At 56.5% G+C, this 19084-nt stretch carries 19 protein-coding genes and 1 tRNA gene; 9 read left to right on the forward strand and 11 right to left on the reverse strand.

Going from position 1 to position 19084, the window contains the following annotated elements; translation table 11 throughout:
• Positions 1 to 94: 94 nt before the first annotated feature.
• From mutY to L383_RS09465, 4 genes are all read left to right on the forward strand, one after another.
• Positions 95 to 1147, forward strand: a complete 1053-nt coding sequence (gene mutY, locus L383_RS09480; protein ID WP_014885200.1) for an A/G-specific adenine glycosylase — start codon at positions 95 to 97, stop codon at positions 1145 to 1147.
• Between the two features lie 26 nt (positions 1148 to 1173).
• Positions 1174 to 1446, forward strand: a complete 273-nt coding sequence (locus L383_RS09475; RefSeq protein WP_003862425.1) for an oxidative damage protection protein — start codon at positions 1174 to 1176, stop codon at positions 1444 to 1446.
• A 124-nt stretch (positions 1447 to 1570) separates the two neighbouring features.
• Positions 1571 to 2647, forward strand: a complete 1077-nt coding sequence (mltC, locus tag L383_RS09470) for a membrane-bound lytic murein transglycosylase MltC (protein WP_014885201.1) — start codon at positions 1571 to 1573, stop codon at positions 2645 to 2647.
• Between the two features lie 225 nt (positions 2648 to 2872).
• The gene (locus tag L383_RS09465; protein ID WP_014885202.1) at positions 2873 to 4129 is read left to right on the forward strand and encodes a nucleoside permease; all 1257 of its coding nucleotides are present in this window, start codon (positions 2873 to 2875) and stop codon (positions 4127 to 4129) included.
• 80 nt (positions 4130 to 4209) lie between these two features.
• On the opposite strand, the gene citG is transcribed toward L383_RS09465, so the two are convergent.
• From citG to L383_RS09425, 8 genes are read right to left on the reverse strand one after another with little or no spacing between them, the layout of a single operon-like run.
• A complete protein-coding gene (gene citG, locus L383_RS09460) occupies positions 4210 to 5013 on the reverse strand; it encodes a triphosphoribosyl-dephospho-CoA synthase CitG (protein WP_023331285.1) in 804 nt (267 codons plus the stop codon).
• Positions 4991 to 5530 (reverse strand): citrate lyase holo-[acyl-carrier protein] synthase, encoded by a 540-nt coding sequence (gene citX, locus L383_RS09455; protein WP_014885204.1) that lies wholly within the window; start codon positions 5528 to 5530, stop codon positions 4991 to 4993. Before citX ends, citG begins: the two co-directional genes overlap by 23 nt.
• A 2-nt stretch (positions 5531 to 5532) precedes the next feature.
• The gene (citF, locus tag L383_RS09450; RefSeq protein WP_023331286.1) at positions 5533 to 7050 is read right to left on the reverse strand and encodes a citrate lyase subunit alpha; all 1518 of its coding nucleotides are present in this window, start codon (positions 7048 to 7050) and stop codon (positions 5533 to 5535) included.
• 10 nt (positions 7051 to 7060) lie between these two features.
• Positions 7061 to 7936 (reverse strand): citrate (pro-3S)-lyase subunit beta, encoded by an 876-nt coding sequence (gene citE, locus L383_RS09445; RefSeq protein WP_023331287.1) that lies wholly within the window; start codon positions 7934 to 7936, stop codon positions 7061 to 7063.
• A complete protein-coding gene (gene citD / locus L383_RS09440; RefSeq protein ID WP_014885207.1) occupies positions 7933 to 8226 on the reverse strand; it encodes a citrate lyase acyl carrier protein in 294 nt (97 codons plus the stop codon). The genes citE and citD overlap by 4 nt, the downstream gene beginning before the upstream one ends.
• A gap of 16 nt (positions 8227 to 8242) precedes the next feature.
• Positions 8243 to 9265 (reverse strand): [citrate (pro-3S)-lyase] ligase, encoded by a 1023-nt coding sequence (gene citC, locus L383_RS09435; RefSeq protein ID WP_023331288.1) that lies wholly within the window; start codon positions 9263 to 9265, stop codon positions 8243 to 8245.
• A gap of 10 nt (positions 9266 to 9275) precedes the next feature.
• Entirely contained in the window at positions 9276 to 10139 is an 864-nt protein-coding gene (locus tag L383_RS09430; RefSeq protein ID WP_023331289.1) for a fumarylacetoacetate hydrolase family protein, read from the reverse strand.
• Positions 10140 to 10156: 17 nt separating this feature from the next.
• Positions 10157 to 11518, reverse strand: a complete 1362-nt coding sequence (locus tag L383_RS09425; protein WP_023331290.1) for a 2-hydroxycarboxylate transporter family protein — start codon at positions 11516 to 11518, stop codon at positions 10157 to 10159.
• 347 nt (positions 11519 to 11865) lie between these two features.
• On the opposite strand from L383_RS09425, the gene L383_RS09420 reads away from it, so the two are divergent.
• Entirely contained in the window at positions 11866 to 13491 is a 1626-nt protein-coding gene (locus L383_RS09420; protein ID WP_023331291.1) for an ATP-binding protein, read from the forward strand.
• On the forward strand, positions 13481 to 14173 hold the full coding sequence (locus L383_RS09415; protein WP_023331292.1) for a response regulator: 693 nt from the start codon (positions 13481 to 13483) through the stop codon (positions 14171 to 14173). Before L383_RS09420 ends, L383_RS09415 begins: the two co-directional genes overlap by 11 nt.
• 54 nt (positions 14174 to 14227) lie before the next feature.
• On the opposite strand, the gene L383_RS09410 is transcribed toward L383_RS09415, so the two are convergent.
• On the reverse strand, positions 14228 to 16363 hold the full coding sequence (locus tag L383_RS09410; RefSeq protein ID WP_023331293.1) for an ornithine decarboxylase: 2136 nt from the start codon (positions 16361 to 16363) through the stop codon (positions 14228 to 14230).
• A 182-nt stretch (positions 16364 to 16545) separates the two neighbouring features.
• On the opposite strand from L383_RS09410, the gene L383_RS09405 reads away from it, so the two are divergent.
• Complete coding sequence (locus L383_RS09405) at positions 16546 to 17259, forward strand: DUF554 domain-containing protein (protein WP_023331294.1); 714 nt, start codon at positions 16546 to 16548, stop codon at positions 17257 to 17259.
• Positions 17260 to 17354: 95 nt separating this feature from the next.
• A tRNA-Phe gene (locus L383_RS09400) sits at positions 17355 to 17430 on the forward strand.
• 140 nt (positions 17431 to 17570) lie between these two features.
• Here L383_RS09400 and L383_RS09395 read toward each other — a convergent pair.
• Complete coding sequence (locus tag L383_RS09395) at positions 17571 to 17993, reverse strand: hypothetical protein (protein ID WP_230678193.1); 423 nt, start codon at positions 17991 to 17993, stop codon at positions 17571 to 17573.
• Between the two features lie 226 nt (positions 17994 to 18219).
• Here L383_RS09395 and L383_RS09390 point away from each other — a divergent pair, with 226 nt between their 5' ends.
• Positions 18220 to 18459 carry a 2-thiouracil desulfurase family protein gene (locus tag L383_RS09390; protein WP_023331296.1) on the forward strand — a complete coding sequence of 80 codons (240 nt, stop codon included), beginning with the start codon at positions 18220 to 18222 and terminating at the stop codon, positions 18457 to 18459.
• A gap of 46 nt (positions 18460 to 18505) precedes the next feature.
• Here the strand turns inward: L383_RS09390 and L383_RS09385 are convergent, their stop codons facing one another.
• The gene (locus L383_RS09385) at positions 18506 to 19033 is read right to left on the reverse strand and encodes a helix-turn-helix domain-containing protein (RefSeq protein ID WP_045134821.1); all 528 of its coding nucleotides are present in this window, start codon (positions 19031 to 19033) and stop codon (positions 18506 to 18508) included.
• Positions 19034 to 19084: the final 51 nt, after the last annotated feature.

Genomic DNA, 19084 nt, shown 5'->3' on the forward strand with positions numbered 1-19084 from the left:
GTTAAGGCGTCTATGCAAGCATGGGAAAGATCCGGTTTACAGCAGATTGACGCTGTGCTGCAATCTGCGTCCCTGATTATGTGAATCGATGACCATGCAAGCCTCTCAATTTTCAGCCCAGGTGCTGGACTGGTACGACAAATACGGGCGTAAAACCCTGCCCTGGCAAATTGAAAAAACGCCTTACAAAGTATGGCTCTCCGAAGTGATGTTGCAACAAACGCAGGTCGCCACGGTGATCCCATACTTTGAGCGTTTTATGGCACGCTTCCCGACGGTAACAGACCTGGCGAATGCCCCGCTGGACGAGGTATTGCACCTTTGGACAGGCCTGGGCTATTACGCCCGCGCGCGTAATCTGCACAAGGCCGCGCAGCAGGTCGCCACGCGCCACAACGGTAAATTCCCGGAAACTTTCGATGAAGTGGCAGATTTACCCGGCGTCGGGCGTTCAACGGCGGGAGCCATTCTCTCTCTCTCTTTGGGTAAGCATTTCCCGATCCTCGACGGCAACGTGAAGCGCGTGCTGGCACGTTGCTATGCCGTGGACGGCTGGCCCGGTAAAAAAGAGGTTGAGAAACGTCTGTGGGAGATCAGTGAAGCGGTTACCCCGGCCAACGGCGTCGAACGTTTTAACCAGGCGATGATGGATCTGGGTGCGATGGTCTGCACGCGCTCAAAACCCAAGTGCGAACTCTGCCCGCTCAATACTCTCTGCGTGGCCTACGCTAACCATTCGTGGTCGCAATACCCGGGGAAAAAACCGAAGCAGACGCTACCGGAGCGCACCGGTTACATGCTGCTGATGCAGCACGGCGACGAGGTGTTCCTGGCCCAGCGTCCACCGAGCGGCCTGTGGGGCGGTCTATACTGCTTCCCACAGTTTGAAGATGAAGATTTGCTGCGTGAATGGCTTAAACAGCGCGGTATTGCTGCCGATAACCTGACGCAGCTGACCGCGTTTCGCCATACCTTCAGCCATTTCCACCTGGATATTGTGCCGATGTGGCTTCCCGTGTCCTCATTTGCCTCGTGCATGGATGAAGGCACCGCTCTCTGGTATAACTTAGCGCAACCGCCATCAGTCGGGCTGGCGGCTCCCGTGGAGCGCCTGTTACAGCAATTACGTGCCGGTGCAATGGTTTAGCATCGACAAGAAAAAGAGGAATGAGTATGGCCAGAACGATTTTTTGTACTTTCCTGCAGCGTGACGCTGAAGGCCAGGATTTCCAGCTTTATCCGGGTGATCTGGGTAAACGCATTTATAACGAGATCTCCAAAGAAGCCTGGGGACAGTGGCAGAAAAAGCAGACCATGCTGATTAACGAGAAAAAGCTCAGCATGATGAACCCGGAACACCGCAAGCTGCTGGAACAGGAGATGGTGAACTTCCTGTTTGAAGGCAAAGACGTGCATATCGAAGGCTATACGCCTCCAGAAAAATAATATTGAGCGGCTGTTGCCGGGTGGCGCTGCGCTTACCCGGCCTACAAAACCGTAGGCCCGTGCAAGCGAAGCGCCGCCGGGCAATAGCAACGACTAAGCAAACACAACACGCACGCCCGGAATGATGAAAAAACTTTTAGCGCTAGCCCTTGTTGCGCCGTTGCTGGTCTCCTGTTCGTCAAAAAAAGGCGATGATTACAACGAAGCCTGGATCAAGGACACCAACGGTTTTGACATTTTGATGGGGCAGTTTGCCCACAACATCGAGAACATATGGGGATTTAACGAAGTTCTTATTGCCGGACCGAAGGACTACGTTAAGTACACCGACGCCTATCTGACCCGTAGCCACATCAACTTTGATGAGGGTACGATCACCATTGAAACCATCGCGGGTACTGACCCTGCGGCACGACTGCGTCAGGCGATTATCAAAACCCTGCTGATGGGTGACGACCCGGGATCTATCGATCTCTACTCCGATGCCGACGATATCACCATCTCGAAAGAGCCGTTCCTGTACGGTCAGGTTGTCGATCAAACCGGCCAGCCAATCCGCTGGGAAGGTCGCGCCACGAAATTTGCCGACTATCTGCTGCAGACGCGACTGAAGAGCCGCTCTAACGGCCTGAAGATAATTTATAGCGTCACCATCAACCTCGTGCCGAACCACCTCGACAAGCGTGCGCATAAGTATCTTGGCATGGTGCGTCAGGCATCACGTAAGTACGGCGTGGATGAGTCGCTGATCCTGGCGATTATGCAGACCGAATCGTCGTTCAACCCTTACGCAGTTAGCCGTTCCGACGCCCTGGGGCTGATGCAGGTAGTCCAGCACAGCGCCGGTAAAGATGTCTTCCGCGCGCAGGGCAAATCCGGCACGCCGAGCCGTAGCTATCTGTTCGATCCCCAGAGCAACATTGATACCGGCACGGCCTATCTGGCGATGCTGAACAATGTTTATCTCGGCGGCATCGATAACCCGACCTCACGCCGCTATGCCGTAATCACCGCCTATAACGGCGGCGCGGGCAGCGTGCTACGCGTCTTCTCGAACGACAAAGTGCAGGCCGCAAACATCATCAACAGCATGGCGCCGGGGGATGTTTACTCAACCCTCACCACTCGCCACCCATCAGCGGAGTCCCGCCGCTATCTGTATAAGGTCAATACGGCGCAGAAGAACTATCGTCGTCGCTAGAAAACTACCCCTCACCCTAACCCTCTCCCCAAAAGGGAGAGGGGACTTGAACACCCATACGAAAATGTTATTTGCATCACAATCCAAACTGCAAATTAATGTGGATTGCATTTTTTTGCGGGAGGTAACAAAACATATCGTTGCCAACTGATAGAATTGCATCAAATAACAACCCTGAATGTTCCAAAAACAACATATCTCCCGCTCACTTGTGAGGAAAGTAACATGAACCTTAAGCTGCAGCTTAAAATATTGTCGTTTCTGCAGTTCTGCCTGTGGGGTAGCTGGCTGACTACACTCGGCTCCTATATGTTTGTGACGCTCAAGTTCGATGGTGCGTCAATCGGTGCCGTCTACAGCTCGCTGGGTATCGCGGCGGTCTTCATGCCAACACTGCTCGGTATCGTGGCGGATAAATGGTTAAGTGCGAAATGGCTGTACATGCTTTGCCATCTGGTGGGCGCGGGGACGCTGTTTATGGCGGCCGAAGTGACCACGCCAGGGGCAATGTTTATGGTGATCCTGCTTAACTCGCTGGCCTATATGCCAACGCTTGGGCTGATCAACACCATCTCTTACTACCGCCTGAAATCTGCCGGGATGGATATCGTGACCGATTTCCCGCCAATCCGTATCTGGGGCACCATCGGCTTTATCATGGCAATGTGGGGCGTGAGCTTCGCAGGCTTTGAACTGAGCCATATGCAGCTCTACATCGGTGCCGCGCTCTCCGTGCTGCTGGCGATCTTCACCCTGACGCTACCAACCATTCCGGTTTCAAACCAGCAGAAAAACCAGAGCTGGAGCACCATGCTCGGTCTGGACGCGTTCGCGCTGTTTAAAAACAAACGGATGGCGATCTTCTTTATCTTCTCCATGCTGCTGGGCGCAGAGCTGCAGATCACCAACATGTTCGGCAACACCTTCCTGCACAGCTTCGATAACAATCCGCTGTTTGCCGGAAGCTTTATCGTTGAGCATGCGTCGGTGATGATGTCCATCTCTCAGATCTCTGAGACGCTGTTCATCCTGACCATCCCGTTCTTCCTGAGCCGCTACGGCATCAAGAACGTCATGCTGATCAGTATCGCGGCATGGATGTTGCGCTTTGGTCTGTTCGCCTACGGCGACCCGAGCGCATTCGGCACCGTACTGCTGGTGCTGTCGATGATTGTTTACGGCTGTGCCTTCGACTTCTTCAACATTTCCGGTTCCGTATTCGTGGAAAAAGAAGTGAAGCCTGAAATCCGCGCCAGCGCACAGGGCATGTTCCTGATGATGACCAACGGCTTCGGCTGTATTCTGGGCGGCGTGGTGAGCGGTAAAGTGGTAGAGATGTACACCACCAACGGCATCACCAACTGGCAGCCGGTGTGGCTGATCTTCGCCGCATACTCGCTGGTGCTGTTCTTCGCGTTCATCGCGCTGTTCAAGTACAAACACGTGCGTGTGCCGAACGGTGCGCAGCCGATCGCGCATTGATTGTTGTGCCCGGTGGCGCTAACGCTTACCGGGCCTACAAAACCCAACCGTAGGCCGGGTAAGGCGAAGCCGCCACCCGGCTATTTTATTCCAGAAAGCACCCACCCCACCGACAGCAAATCCGCGCTGCCCCCCGGACTCAGATTGCGCTCTATCAATGCGATATCCATTTTAAGCAACGCTTCGCGGTCCCAGCCGTTAGCCAGCAATTCCCGCGCGTAGCCCTGAACGTAGCGCAGCCCTTCCATGCCACCGCGCGACACCAGATTGCTGTCCTGATTGACTGACATCAGGCGTAACAGCAGGCTGTGAAGCGACCGTCCGTTCCACTGTGCCAACGCCTTACGCACCGTGGCAAAGCCGCTTTCCGCCTCACCGCGCGCGCCGGTTAAGCCGTGCTGCTGAAACTGCCGCTCGCCCGCCGTCGCCTGCCCGCTGCGCGCGGCCAACTCTCGCGACACCAGCCCGCGGCAGATGTTACCCACCTCACAACAGAGGCTGTCCGCAGAAAGATTGTTCACACGTCCGGCGGCGAAGCACAGTAAACCCAGGGCAAAAATCCCGCCTTTGTGCGTATTCACGCCGTTCGTCGCGGCGTACATCGCCTGCTCGCAGGCCATCCCCATTGGGCGGATAATCCGTAGCTGTGCGTCAGCGGGCTTATCCGCATGCGCGTTACCAAGTTCAGCAAAGCGCGCAAACCACGGCGTAATCGCCGCAATGCTGCGGGCAAACAGCGCGTGGTCCATATCGCGGTGGGAACCGTTATTGAGCTTGTCCACCAGCCCCGGTTTGGGCGTCAGCTCCAGCTCCTGCCACAGTGCCGCTTCGGCAAGCGCGGGCACGTCCGCAATGCGGGGTTTAGTCGCGAGCAAACCAGTCATCAATCATCTTCTCCACCCGGGAAACCACCTGCTCAACGGGATGGTTCCGCGAGCGGGAACAGGCATGCGCAGGTTCGTCGCAGATCAGGCAGCGTCTGAGATTTGCCCCCAGCGACTGACGCCCGACGTGGCCATGCTGAGGGCAGATAACATCCAGATCCCACAGCCTGCCGAGCGGGTGCGTCTGCTCCAGATCCGCGCAGTGCGCTTTAATTTCCGCTGCCGGATGAGCCACGCACCACAGGGCCTCGGGCCCGGTCGGAAGCCACAGCACCTGACGGTCCAGCACCTGCCAGCGGTTCTCCCATAGCAGCTGGTCGCACGTCTGGAGCGCTACGCCCATGGTGTTGCGATAGCGCAGGCTGTCTTTAATTTCCCCTGGCGTGACCAGCGTGAGGGAAATCACCGGTTGTTGATAGTGCTCAAGCATGTCAGCCTGACGCGCTGCGCGGCGCTCTTTCGCCGCCAGCAGTTCGTCCAGGCTGACACCCGTCCGCACGGGTGTCGCTACTGTCATAATCACTCCTTCACCTGTCGCACGGTGTCGATCACGCTGCCGTCGCGGTAGCGGATCACCCCGACGATTTTGTCGGTAAACTCAATCGGCTTCGGTACGCCCGTCAGCGATATCGCCCGTTCATAGAGCGCGTTGATATCCACAATCTTCAGCCCGGCAGCCATCAGCCGCTCCCGCACCTCCGGGCGCGCAGGGTTGACCGCAATGCCGTGATCGGTGACCAGCACGTCGATGCTCTCACCCGGCGTGAGGCGCGTGGTGACGCGCTTCACGACCGTCGGAATGCGGCTGCGCAGCAGCGGCGCGACGACGATGGTGAGGTTCGCCGCAGCGGCCACGTCGCAGTGTCCGCCGGACGCGCCGCGCATCACGCCGTCGGAGCCGGTGATGACGTTGACGTTGAAATCAACGTCGATTTCGAGGGCGCTGAGGATCACCACGTCGAGCTGGTCGCAGCTTGCCGCCTTGCTGCCGGGATTGGCGTAAACATTGGTGGAGATCTCCACGTGGTTCGGGTTGCGCGCCAGAGACGCCGCCGCCTGGCCGTCAAAGCACTGGGTGTCGAGCAGCTTTTCGATGAGCCCCTTCTCGTGCAAATCCACCAGGCTGCCGGTGATGCCGCCAAGCGCGAAGCGCGCCTTCACGCCGCTGCGCTCCATTTTCTCTTCCATAAAGCGCGTGCAGGCGGTCGCCGCCGCGCCGGAGCCGGTCTGCATTGAGAAGCCCGGGTTAAAGTAGCCGGAATGTTCAATCACGTCCGCCGCATAGCGGGCGATCATCAGCTCGCGCGGGTTGCTGGTGACGCGCGCCGCGCCAACGCTGATTTTCGCCGGGTCACCGACGCTCTCAACCTGCACGATGTAGTCCACCTGGTCCTGCACCAGGCTGGCGGGCATATTGGGGAACGGCACCAGTTCTTCGGTCAGCAGCACCACCTTGCGGGCAAAGTGCGCATCCACCATGGCGTAGCCCAGCGAGCCGCAGCAGGATTTACCGTGGGTGCCGTTGGCGTTGCCAAACTCATCGCTGCACGGCACGCCGAGAAACGCCACGTCGATATTCAGCTCGCCGTCCTGCAAGAGCTTCACGCGCCCGCCGTGGGAGTGAATTTGCACCGGCTCGTCCATCAGCCCGTGGGAGATGGCATCCGCCAGCCTGCCGCGCATTCCGGAGGTGTAAATCCGGGTGATGACGCCGCTTTCAATATGCTCGATCAGCGCGTCATTGCAGGTCATCAGCGAGCTGGAGGCCAGCGTCAGGTTTTTGAAACCCATTCGCGCCAGCAGCGCCACGACGGTGTTGATCACCCGGTCGCCTTCGCGAAACGCGTGGTGGAAAGAGATGGTCATCCCGTCCTGCAGGCCGCAGCGCTTCACCGCCTCTTCAACGGAGGCGCAGAGTTTGCGGCTGTGCTTCGCGTCAGCATCCGCCAGCCACGGCGTCGCGCTGTGGGCGGTATCAAACGGTTTTAAGCCCCGCAGATGGGGGAAATTCATATGGAGAAGTTCAGTCTGGTTCATTCTGTCATCCTTACCGACGCACGCCGGAGGCCGCCGCGCGCTCCAGCACCACCTGCGCGTGGTTAATAATCGGTGCATCCACCATTTTGCCGTTGAGCGACACCACGCCCAGGCCGTTACGCTCGCCCTCTTCTGCCGCCTCAATCACTCGCTTCGCGTGTTCCACCTCTTCCAGCGTCGGGGCGTATGCGTTATGCAGCAGGTCAATCTGGCGCGGGTTAATCAGCGATTTGCCGTTAAAGCCCATCTTGCGGATCAGATCGACCTCGCGCAGGAACCCGGCCTCGTCGTTAACGTCTGACCACACCACGTCGAAGGCGTCGATGCCCGCCGCGCGGGCGGCGTGCAATACGGCGCAGCGGGCGTAGAACAGCTCGGTGCCGTCGCCGCGCTCGGTCTGCATATCCATCACATAATCAAAGGCGGCCAGCGCGATGCCGATGAGGCGCGGGGAGCTGCGGGCAATCGCCACGGCATTTATCACGCCAATGGCCGATTCAATCGCCGCCATGACGCGGGTAGAGCCGACTTCGCGGCCGCACTCGCGTTCAATACGCGCCAGGTGCCCCTCCAGCTCGTAGATATCGTCCGGGGTATCGGTTTTCGGCAGGCGAATCACGTCCACGCCCGCCCGCACGGCGGCTTCCAGATCCAGCAGGCCAAACGGCGTGCTCAGCGGGTTAATGCGCACCACGGTTTCGATATCCTGATACATCGGGTGCTGTAGCGCTTGGAACACCAGCATGCGCGCGGTGTCTTTCTCGCGCAGGGCAACGGCGTCTTCCAGGTCAAACATGATGGAATCAGGCCGGTAGATAAAGGCGGTGGAAAGCATGGCGGCGTTGGCGCCCGGCAGGAACAGCATACTGCGGCGGAGTTTGCTCATTTCAGCGCCCCCCAGTTGATGGTTTGATCATCGGCGGCACGCATCAGCGCGCTTTGCAGGCGGGCGCGAATAACACAGTCCAGCGCCCCTTTATCTTCAATAATGATGAGTCCCTGGTGCACGTTCATGGCGCGCAATGTGTCGTTGACCACCTGGCGAATCTGCTCGCCAAACTGCTTAATCACTTCACTGTGGATGACTATCTCCAGCTCGCCGTGAGCGGGAGCGATTTTCACCATCAGGTCGCTGGACTCCTGCGTGCCGGCCAGCGCCTCCCTTACAATATTCATGATAAATTCCTGGTAGTTATGCGACTTCGGCACTCGCACGGTAATGCGTTTCGAGATGCGCGAAGGTGGAGTCCGGGACAATCTCCCGGATCCGGGAAAACTGCTGTGTCTTGAGTAAACGGCGCACTTCGGACGCGGAAATGGCGTTGCCGGTGGCCTTGATGCGCGGCATTTCCACCACCTCAATATGCGAGGCCAGCAGGTCGTGCAGCGTCTGGTTGTACTGCCGGGTGATGTCGCAAAAGGGCTCCGAGCCGATGAAGCGGTGGGTGATGCCCAGCGCCGGGGCAATAAAGTCCCGGAAAATCAGCACGTCGATTTCACTCCACGCCTGCTGCACTTTGCCGGTCTCCTTCAGGAAGTAGGCCGGGAAGGTGGCGCGGGAGATGATGTACTGCGAGCCTTCATGCACCACCACGTTCGGCAGATGCGCCACGCCCGCCCGCACCATCTCAATGCGCGCGCTAAACGGGAAGAACGACGCATCTTCACGCACCACGAAGAGATGCAGCGCATCGCACTGCTGCGCCGCCTGCTCCACCAGATGGCGATGGCCGAGGGTGAAGGGATTGGCGTTCATCACTATCGCGCCAATGTTCTCCCCGCTTTTGCGCTTCGCGCGCAGGGAACGGCAGTAGCGTTCGATCCCCTGCGGGGTGTTCTCCATCAGCACCGCGTTGTTTCCGCTCTGGGCAATCGGCCAGAAGCCACTGCGGGCAAAGCGCTCCCGGTTGCACGGACGGGTGCAGAGGAAGAGGTGAAAATGGCCGCGCTCCAGCGCCGCATTTTCCACCTCAGCCAGCAGCCGCGCGCTGAGGTTCTCACCGCGAAGCTGCTCGTTGACCGCCACGCATTTGATGACGTTGGCGGCAAGCCCTGCGCAACCCACCAGCTGCGAGCCGGACCAGGCTTCGACAAACAGCGCGATGTCGTTGTCCAGGCCCAGGCCGCTGTCTGCCAGCAGGTAGCGGATCTGGCTTAAGCGTTCCGGATGCTTCGCCACCAGAGTGTGGCGAAAATCGATGGGTTGACTGTTCATGCCGTTTTACTCAGTGTGCTGCCGCAAGCCCGACGGCGGGCGCTTCCACGATCACGTTGCTCAGATGACCGATATGCTCGATCTCCACCTCAATGCGATCGCCCTCTTTCATAAACAGCGGCGGGTTACGCTTTTTACCCACCCCGCCTGGGGATCCGGTGATGATCACATCGCCCGGGCTGAGGCGGGTGAAGGTGCTGATGTACTCGATCAGCTCCGCAACCTTGTGGATCATGCTGCTGGTGTTGTCTTCCTGCACCATGCGGCCGTTCAGCCAGGTGCGGATTGCCAGCTGGTGCGGATCCGGGATCTCATCCGCCGTCGCCATCCAGGGGCCAAACGCGCCGGTCTGACGCCAGTTTTTTCCGGCGGTAAACCAGGTGTGCTGCCAGTCACGGGCGGAGCCGTCCATGTAGCAGCTGTAGCCCGCCACGTGGCGCAGCGCGTCGTCGCGGCTGATGTTCTCCCCACCTTTGCCGATGATCACTGCCAGCTCGCCTTCGTAGTCGAATTCACTGGAGTGGCGCGGCTTCAGCACCGGTTCGTTATGGCCGGTCTGTGAATCCGGGAAGCGGACAAACAGCGTCGGGGCCGGGTTATGCTGGTCAAACTCCTTGCGCTTGTCGGCGTAGTTCATGCCCACGCAGAGAATTTTTTCCGGCTGCTCAATCACCGGTAAGAAGGTGATAGCGTTCATCGGGACGTCCACCGCGTCGTTCAGGTAGCGGGTGGCCTGTGCCAGCCCGTTGCCCTGCAGCAGCGCCTTGAGGTCGCTGTAGCGGTCGCCGAGACGGCGGCCTAAATCAATCACGCCGTCGGCCTGGACGATGCCGTAGCTGCGTTTTCCCTGGTATAAAAAGCTTGCGAGTTTCATTGTTCTTTCCTGAAAACTTAAACGAGGAAGTTGCCCAGAATCAGCAGAGAGATAGAGACGTTAATCGCTCCGCCGATACGGGTAGCAATCTGGGCGAACGGCATCAGGCTCATGCGGTTGCCTGCGGTCAGGATCGCCACGTCGCCGGTACCGCCCTGCCCGCTCTGGCAGCAGGAGACGATGGCGACATCAATCGGATGCATACCGATCTTTTTGCCGACGAAGAAGCCGGTCGCCACCAGCGCAGAAACGGTGCTGACAATCACCAGCAGGTTGCTGACGGTGAACGCCGCCACCAGTTCGTGCCACGGGGTGATAGCCACGCCGACGGCGAAGAGGATGGGGTAGGTCACGGAAGTCTGGAAGAATTTGTAGACGACCTGTGAGCCTTCCAGCAGGCGCGGAGAGGCGCCGTTGCAGAGCTTCACCAGCACCGCCATAAACAGCATGCCGACCGGGGCTGGCAGGCCAATGAGCTTGTGGCCGAGCATGCCCAGCATGTAGAGCAGCACCGCCAGCAGAGCGCCAGAGGCGATTGTGGTCACGTCCGCTTTACCAGAGAACGCAGGCTGAGAGACGGTGGTATCGGCATTGGCGCGGTTAGGCATCAGCTGGCCTTCACCGGTCAGGTGCGGGTAGCGCTTACCAAGCTGGTTCAGGCAACCGGAGATAATGATCGCGGTCAGACCGCCGAGCATCACCATCGGCAGCACGCGGCCGAGCGCTACGCCCTGGTCCATGTGCAGCAGGGTGGCATAACCGATGGAAAGCGGAATTGCGCCTTCCCCGACACCGCCCGCCATAATGGGCAGAATGATAAAGAAGAAGATCTGGAACGGCTCCAGGCCCAGCGCGAGACCAACGCCCATCCCCACCAGCATGCCGACGATTTCACCGCACAGCATCGGGAAGAAGATGCGCAGGAAGCCCTGAATCAGCACCGTGCGGTTCATGCTCATGATGCTGCCGACGATAATGCAGCAGATGTAGAGATAGAGAATATTGGTGGATTTATAGAACTTAGTGGTGGACTCGACCACCACATCCGGCAGCAGGCCGTAATAGACCAGCGCGGAAGGGATAAAGGTTGCGCAAATCGCCGCCGCACCGAGCTTGCCGACAATCGGCAGGCGCTTGCCAAACTCACCGCAGGCAAAGCCGAAGAAGGCCAAGGTCGCTACCATCACCACGATGTCGCTCGGCAGCTTTCCGCCCAGACAATCAATCGCAATCAGTGCGCCCGCCAGAACAAACAGCGGCAGAGGGATAATCCCGATTTTCCAGGTATCCATAATATGCCACCAACGCTCTTTGAGCGAGGGTCGCTGAATTTCCATCGGGTCGTGGGTAACAGAGAAAGAATCGTCAGTTGTGCTCATAATAAGCCCCTTGGTTATTTTGTGCGTTCAGCTTAGAGTCACAAAGGCTTACTTTATGTGAGGGATGACATATTAAAAGCGAAGTTTTAATGGCCACTATGGTTTTAATGGTTTCTTTTATTTAATGTGATTTATGCCTTATTTATTATCGTGGTTTTTATGGTTTCTTTTCTGAATTGAACAAACAAATAACATTTATTCATATAGCCTGAACGAGGTAAGCCCTCAGGATAAATCTTTTACAGCACCCGCTGTGCAAGGGATCACAAGTTTTCGGCAAAGCGCAGGCAGCCACAGAAAAAAAGATGATATATTGGCGATCTTTGTCGCTACCTTGCGTGATAGTTATGAAAGTCTCTTTCCAGATTAAGTTGTTTATTTCGCTGGTTGCCTTTTTCTCAGTGCTTTTTGCGTTGCTGGGCGGATATTATTATGCCGATGTCGGTAAGCAGCTTTATCAGGAAATGAGTGCGCGCGCAAAAATACAGGCGGAGGAGATTGCGCTTATTCCGTCATTACGCAATGAAGTTGAACAAAAAGATATCACCGCGATCCATGATTTTATGCAGAAAATGGCTGCCCATAGCGATGCCAGCTTTATTGTGATTGGAGATAACACGGGAAAGCACCTTTTTCATTCCGTCTTTGCCGACAGAGTGGGCACGACGCTGGTTGGCGGCGACAATGAGGCCGTCCTGCAGGGGAAAAGCACGACAACCATCCGTAAAGGCGGACTGGGTATTTCGCTGCGCAGTAAAGCCCCTATCTTCAACGATGCCGGGCAGGTGGTTGGCATTGTTTCCGTGGGCTATCTCACCAGCTACCTGGATACCATTACCGTCAGTAAAGTGGTCAATATCCTGATTGCCGCCGTGCTGCTGCTTTTGGCCCTCTTTATCTTCTCCTGGTTCTTTACCCGCAGTATAAAGAAGCAGATCTTCTCCCTCGAACCGCGAGAAATCGGCCTGCTGGTACGTCAGCAAAAGGCGATGATGGAATCTATCTACGAAGGGGTGATTGCCATTGATAACGAGCGGCGCATAGAAGTGATCAACCAGGCGGCGCGCAAACTGCTGGGGCTGAGCCAGCCGGCGCGTGAACTGCGCGGACAGTTGATAAGCCAGGTGATCGACCCGGTCCCGTTCTTCGACACGCAGACGATGCTGGCTAAAGATACCCACGATGAGATTTGCCGTTTTAACGATCTCACGGTGATTGCCAGCCGGGTTCACATCATGCTTGAGGGCTCGCTGCAGGGCTGGGTGATCACCTTCCGCGATCGCAACGAAATCGACTCTCTGAGCGCCCAGCTCAGCCAGGTAAAGCGCTATGTCGATAACCTGCGCATTATGCGTCACGAGCAGTTAAACCGGATGACCACCCTCTCCGGCCTGCTGCATATGGGCCGCTATGAGGAGGCGATTGGCTACATACAGGCGCAGTCGGAACATGCCCAGGAGCTGCTGGACTTTATCTCGTCGCGCTTCAGTTCCCCCACCCTGTGTGGCCTGCTGCTGGGAAAAGCCGCCCGCGCGCGGGAAAAAGGCGTCGAGCTGAGTTTCGACCCGGCCTGTCGGCTGGATAAGCCGTTCCTGCCGCTTGGGGAGCAAGAGTTGATTTCGATTATTGGTAACCTGCTGGATAACGCCATCGAAGCAACACAGCGCTCGCCGCTTCCCCATGCGCCGGTGGAAGTGCTGATAAAACTCAGCGAGCAGGAGCTGATTATTGAAGTCGCCGACCAGGGCGTAGGCATTAAACCGGAGATCCGTGAGCGGATCTTTGAACGCGGCATCACCACCAAAACACGCGGCGATCATGGGATTGGTCTGTATCTGATCGAAAGCTACGTTACGCAGGCTGGCGGCGCGATAGAAGTTGCCGATAATACCCCACGCGGCGCCATTTTCTCATTGTTTATCCCGGCCTCGGGAACCGTCCGGCAACTGGAAGACACCGACTATGCAACATGAACTTATCGACGTACTGATTGTTGAAGACGAGAACGAACTGGCACAGCTGCACGCGGAGCTCATCAGCAAACACCCGCGTCTGAGACTGGTGGGGATTGCCTCGTCACTGGCCGACGCGCAGGTTCAGCTTGAGCGTAAACAGCCTCAGCTGATGCTGCTGGATAACTATCTGCCGGACGGCAAAGGCATCACCCTTATCAGTAACCCGATGCTGACCCGCGCCAACTGCTCGGTGATTTTCATCACCGCCGCCAGCGATATGGACACCTGCAGCCAGGCCATCCGCAACGGCGCGTTTGACTATATCCTTAAGCCGGTTTCCTGGAAGCGCCTCAGCCAGTCGCTGGAGCGCTTTGTGCAATTTACCGAACAGCAGCGCGTCTGGAAGATTGTCGATCAGCAAAACGTCGATTCACTGTATCAACTCCAGGCGAAGAACTACCGCCAGGACAACGGCAGCAAAGGGATTGAGGAGAATACGCTGGCCCGGGTGCAGGCGCTGTTCAACGACAAGGCGACGCACTGCTTTACCGTGGATGAGGTGGTGAGCGAAACGGGGTTGAGTAAAACCACTACCCGGCGCTATCTGGAGCACTGCGTGGAGGCGGGGTTTCTGAGCGTGGAGATGCTGTACGGGAAGATTGGGCATCCAAGGAGGATGTACAAGCGTAGTGCGGTTTGATGAAACGTTCCCTCTCCCTGTGGGAGAGGGTTAGGGTGAGGGCAGCAGCCCGCACTACCTCAACACATACCCATACAGCCGTTTAATCCCGTCCGCATCCTTCTCGCTGTATACCCCCTGCAGCTCCGGCGAGAAGCCCGGCAGCAGGTTGATGCCCTCTTCCAGCGCCAGGAAGTAACGCTGTACCGCCCCGCCCCAGACTTCACCCGGCACCACGCACAGCACGCCAGGCGGATAGGGCAGCGCCCCTTCGGCAGCAATGCGCCCTGCGGCATCCCGTATGCGCACCAGCTCCACGTTTCCGCGAATGTAGGCCTGGTTCGCGTCCTGTGGATTCATCACCACCTCAGGCAGGCTTTCTTTGCGGAACATCGCCTTCTGCAGATCTTTTACGTCAAAGCTGACATAAAGATCGTGCATCTCCTGACACAACTGGCGGAGGGTGTAATCCCGGTAGCGCACCGGGTATTTCTGGTAGATGGTCGGCAGTACGTCCGCCAGCGGCGTATCGTCTTCAATATGCTGCTCGAACTGTCCCAGCATTGCCACCAGCTGCGCCAGCTTCTCGCTGCTTTCAGCTGGCGTCAGCAGGAACAGGATTGAGTTGAGATCGCATTTCTCCGGCACGATGCCGTTTTCGCGCAGGTAGTGCGCAAGAATGGTCGCCGGAATGCCGAACCCGGTATATTCCCCGGTTTCCGCATCAATCCCCGGCGTGGTCAGCAGCAGCTTGCACGGGTCGACAAAGTACTGCTCGCGGGCATAACCCGCAAACCCGTGCCATTTCGCCCCCGGCTCGAAGCTGAAGAAGCGGCGCTCGCTGGCAATGGCGTGCGTCGGATGATCCTGCCACGGCCGCCCCGCCACCACCGGCGGGATAAACGGCTTAATCATATGGCAGTTGGCAATGATCGCCTTGCGCGCCTCAATGCCCAGCTCAACACACTCCGCCCACAGCCTGCGCCCACTCTCGCCTTCATGAATTTTGGCATTCACATCCAGCGCTGCAAACAGCGGATAAAACGGACTGGTGGAGGCGTGCAGCATAAACGCATTGTTCAGCCGCTTATGGGGGCAAAAACGCGCCTGGCCACGAATGTGGTTATCCTTTTTATGGATCTGCGACGTTTGCGAGAACCCGGCCTGCTGCTTATGCACCGACTGGGTCACAAAAATGCCAGGATCGTTCTCGTTCAGCTCCAGCAACAGCGGAGACGTTTCCGCCATCATCGGAATAAATTGCTCGTAGCCCACCCAGGCAGAGTCAAACAGGATGTAATCACACAGATGGCCGATCTTGTCGATCACCTGACGGGCGTTGTAGATCGTGCCGTCATAGGTGCCAAGCTGGATGATCGCCAGGCGGAACGGACGCGCCTCGTCGGCTTTCTCCGGCGCAGCCTCGCGGATAAGATCGCGCAGGTACGCGTCATCAAAACAGTGCTCGTCAATCCCGCCAATAAAGCCAAATGGATTACGCGCAGCCTCAAGATACACCGGCGTGGCCCCTGCCTGAATCAGCGCCCCGTGGTGATTGGATTTATGGTTGTTGCGGTCGAACAGCACCAGATCGCCACGCGTCAGCAGCGCGTTGGTCACCACCTTGTTGGCCGCCGACGTGCCGTTCAGCACAAAGTAGGTTTTATCCGCATTGAACACTTTCGCCGCGAACTTTTGCGCATGCTTGGCGGACCCTTCGTGGATCAGTAAATCCCCGAGTTTCACGTCAGCATTGCACATGTCGGCACGAAACACGTTCTCACCGAAGAAATCAAAGAACTGTCGTCCCGCCGGATGCTTTTTGAAAAACGCCCCGTGCTGGTGACCAGGACAGGCGAAGGTGCTGTTACCCATCTCCACGTACTGGCTCAGTGTGTCAAAAAACGGCGGCAGCAGATTCTCTTCGTAACGGCTGGCAGCAGTCTCCAGTTCCAGAAACTCCTGCGCTTTTCCCGAGATGACCGCGGTAGCACCGTCAGGCACGTCCGTGTGCTCCTGCGAGAAAATAAACACCGGTAACTGAAAGCCCGTGCGTTTCAGCAACGCGAGAATACCGCTGCGACTTTCAGCAGTTGTCATGACGACTGCCGCCACATCGGTAAAATCCGTGTTATCCAGCGTCACCTTTTCACGGTGGGTTGAGACAGTGGAGAGCAGCTCGCGGCTGACGGCAATTTTCATGGTTTTCATAGGCGCTAGTTACCCTCACCGAATGGTGAGACAGGGAGGAGAAAATTCGCGCAATAATGTCACCTTTTATTTTGAGGTGCAAGAAGGAATCAATATGCACAAAACCTTCCAAAGCTAAGCGTAATGCCCGCTTTGCGTGTCATAATCATGCAATACCAATGATTAAGTAACAGGAGTTAGCGGTGGTAATTGGACCCTTTATCAACGCCGGCGCAGTGCTGCTGGGCGGCATACTTGGCGGCGTGTTAAGCCAGCGGCTACCGGAGCGTATTCGTACCTCCATGCCGTCTATTTTTGGCCTGGCCTCGCTGGGCATCGGCATCCTTTTAGTCATCAAATGCGCCAACCTGCCCGTCATGGTGCTGGCAACGCTGCTCGGCGCACTGATTGGCGAATTTTGCTATCTGGAAAAGGGCATCAATAACGCGGTAGGCAAAGCCAAAAACCTGATTGCCCGACCCGGTAAGGCGAAAAACGGTTCGCACGAGTCGTTTATTCAGAACTACGTTGCGATCATTATTCTGTTTTGTGCCAGCGGCACCGGGATATTCGGTTCGATGCAGGAAGGGATGACGGGCGACCCGAGTATATTAATTGCGAAAGCGTTTCTCGATTTCTTCACCGCCACCATTTTTGCCACCACGCTCGGTATCGCCGTCGCGGCAATTTGCGTCCCGATGCTGCTGATTCAGCTGGCTCTCGCCACCTGCGCCGCGCTGATACTCCCGCTGACTACGCCGGCAATGATGGCGGACTTTACTGCCGTCGGCGGCCTGCTGTTGCTGGCGACCGGGTTACGCATCTGCGGGATTAAGATGTTTGCCGTGGTGAATATGCTGCCCGCGCTGCTGATCGCCATGCCGCTCTCAGCGCTCTGGACGCGCTTTTTCGCTTAAGAGTGCGGCGAAATGGCGAGAGATTGCGCAGTCCGTAACGAAAACAACATTTTTCGTTGACGGCAGGAAGCAGATCAGGTTTAATGCGCCCCGTTGCCCGGATAGCTCAGTCGGTAGAGCAGGGGATTGAAAATCCCCGTGTCCTTGGTTCGATTCCGAGTCCGGGCACCACTATTTAGAAAACCCAGCCTATGGCTGGGTTTTTGCTTTATGGCTACGGCCGATTTCTGTGCGCTGATAAGCGTGGCTTTAATGCAGGCACGCTTACGCTAATAGCCCGATAAGTTAATACAGGCGGTGGCTCTTTTTTATCACTTAATTTTGCCGGATAAATTGCTGACCTGATTTGAAAGGTTGTCGTTGCTCCGCTTCATGTCATCAAGGCTTCTTTGCAAACGCTCGATCTTACTCTCCTGCTCAGAATTCTTTCTCTCAAGCTGTAAAACCTTCTGAGTTAGCTCATCGACTTTGCGGTTGTCGGACTTCATCTTCCTCAGGCTATCCTGCATCTCCCGTAGGTCCGACTCCCTGAAATCAGAAGGCTCGATTTCATCTGCATCAGAAATTACCGGGATATATCCTCCATTAGCGCTGCTGGGTTTGATACTAACCTGAACTTTATTTAGCCCCGCAGAGTGCGCGTAACCTATTGAAGAAAAATAAAAAAAAGAAACAACACACAGACCAGACAGATATTTATTCATTTCTAACGTCCTTTTAAATTTTTCAATCACTTCCAGGAGTCTCCTTCTGGTATCACCCGCTCAGGATAAAACACATGGCTTAGCCTCTGGCAGTTCATAAACGGGGTTAAAGAGCAGAAGATACTGTTCGTTTTTCATTATAATACGCGTTTCCTCTCCCCCAAAATCCAACCGCCACCCGCTCATTTTCTGCCACCTTATATCCGCCGGTATCGAGATAAACGCGTTACCACGCACCTTATCAAAGGTATCTCCCATGCCCATCAAAGATATAATCCTGCTTAGCCCCTGCCTGTCAGGGCACCTTGTCCGCTACAACGGTACCGATAAATCCTGTTCCTCAGATCTGCTGCAATACCGGCGCGAAGAAGGCCGTCTGGTCACCCACTGCCCGGAACTGGCGGCGTGGCTGGCGTTGAAAACTGCGCAGAGTCAGGGCGGGATTGAAAATCCCCGTGTCCTTGGTTCGATTCCGAGTCCGGTCACCACTGTTTAAAGAACCCGCCCAAAAGGCGGGTTTTTGCTTTTGATCTCTTTTCAATCTAGGGATCGTTCCCAATCACATCCAGCAGTTTATTTTTAAAGATAAACAAACACGCCTCATTGAAGTTCTCCGCCCCCAGCCGTTCCGAAAGCGCCGTTCGTTTGCGGTAGAGGCTTTTCACCGACGTATTCAACTCATCGGCAACGGCTTCCATCGACATCCCTGCCCTCAGCAACCGCAGCATGATCGCCTCGTGCGTGCTAAGCCGTAAGTTAAGCAGCCATTTGGTTGTCAGACGCCTGCCCTTCATGTTGAGCACCAGATTAAACAGCGACGCCATATCCGGCGCGGTGAGCGACGTGTTCATAAACAACTTCATACTGAGTAGATTCTCTTCGCGATGTCGCATATCCAGCATAACGCAGCAGATCGTTTTCCTTGTTCTGGCCGGATGACGTATCAGGTAATCATATAAACGGAGCGGAGAACGACTATCAATCAATACAGAGTATTCGTCGGCACCATTATCAAATATGTTTCTGTCAATCGAGTCGAGCAGGATAATATCTGGAAAAAAAAGCCTCATGCCCCTGACAAGATAGCGATCCTGAGTCACTAACACTATTGAAGTTGCCAC

It is taken from the genome of Enterobacter sp. MGH 37 (assembly GCF_000534515.1).
In the GTDB taxonomy this organism is placed as follows: domain Bacteria; phylum Pseudomonadota; class Gammaproteobacteria; order Enterobacterales; family Enterobacteriaceae; genus Enterobacter; species Enterobacter kobei.

Excerpts from the sequence above, each read along its gene's own strand:
- L383_RS09410 (WP_023331293.1), bottom strand. The coding sequence starts at position 16,363 with ATGAAAACCATGAAAATTGCCGTCAGCCGCGAGCTGCTCTCCACTGTC.
- L383_RS09385 (WP_045134821.1), bottom strand. The coding sequence starts at position 19,033 with ATGAGGCTTTTTTTTCCAGATATTATCCTGCTCGACTCGATTGACAGA.
- L383_RS09465 (WP_014885202.1), top strand. The coding sequence starts at position 2,873 with ATGAACCTTAAGCTGCAGCTTAAAATATTGTCGTTTCTGCAGTTCTGC.
- L383_RS09390 (WP_023331296.1), top strand. The coding sequence starts at position 18,220 with ATGCCCATCAAAGATATAATCCTGCTTAGCCCCTGCCTGTCAGGGCAC.
- L383_RS09430 (WP_023331289.1), bottom strand. The coding sequence starts at position 10,139 with ATGAAACTCGCAAGCTTTTTATACCAGGGAAAACGCAGCTACGGCATC.
- L383_RS09420 (WP_023331291.1), top strand. The coding sequence starts at position 11,866 with ATGAAAGTCTCTTTCCAGATTAAGTTGTTTATTTCGCTGGTTGCCTTT.
- citG (WP_023331285.1), bottom strand. The coding sequence starts at position 5,013 with ATGACTGGTTTGCTCGCGACTAAACCCCGCATTGCGGACGTGCCCGCG.
- citF (WP_023331286.1), bottom strand. The coding sequence starts at position 7,050 with ATGAACCAGACTGAACTTCTCCATATGAATTTCCCCCATCTGCGGGGC.
- mutY (WP_014885200.1), top strand. The coding sequence starts at position 95 with ATGCAAGCCTCTCAATTTTCAGCCCAGGTGCTGGACTGGTACGACAAA.
- L383_RS09415 (WP_023331292.1), top strand. The coding sequence starts at position 13,481 with ATGCAACATGAACTTATCGACGTACTGATTGTTGAAGACGAGAACGAA.
- L383_RS09425 (WP_023331290.1), bottom strand. The coding sequence starts at position 11,518 with ATGAGCACAACTGACGATTCTTTCTCTGTTACCCACGACCCGATGGAA.
- L383_RS09475 (WP_003862425.1), top strand. The coding sequence starts at position 1,174 with ATGGCCAGAACGATTTTTTGTACTTTCCTGCAGCGTGACGCTGAAGGC.
- citC (WP_023331288.1), bottom strand. The coding sequence starts at position 9,265 with ATGAACAGTCAACCCATCGATTTTCGCCACACTCTGGTGGCGAAGCAT.
- citX (WP_014885204.1), bottom strand. The coding sequence starts at position 5,530 with ATGACAGTAGCGACACCCGTGCGGACGGGTGTCAGCCTGGACGAACTG.
- mltC (WP_014885201.1), top strand. The coding sequence starts at position 1,571 with ATGAAAAAACTTTTAGCGCTAGCCCTTGTTGCGCCGTTGCTGGTCTCC.
- citD (WP_014885207.1), bottom strand. The coding sequence starts at position 8,226 with ATGAATATTGTAAGGGAGGCGCTGGCCGGCACGCAGGAGTCCAGCGAC.
- citE (WP_023331287.1), bottom strand. The coding sequence starts at position 7,936 with ATGAGCAAACTCCGCCGCAGTATGCTGTTCCTGCCGGGCGCCAACGCC.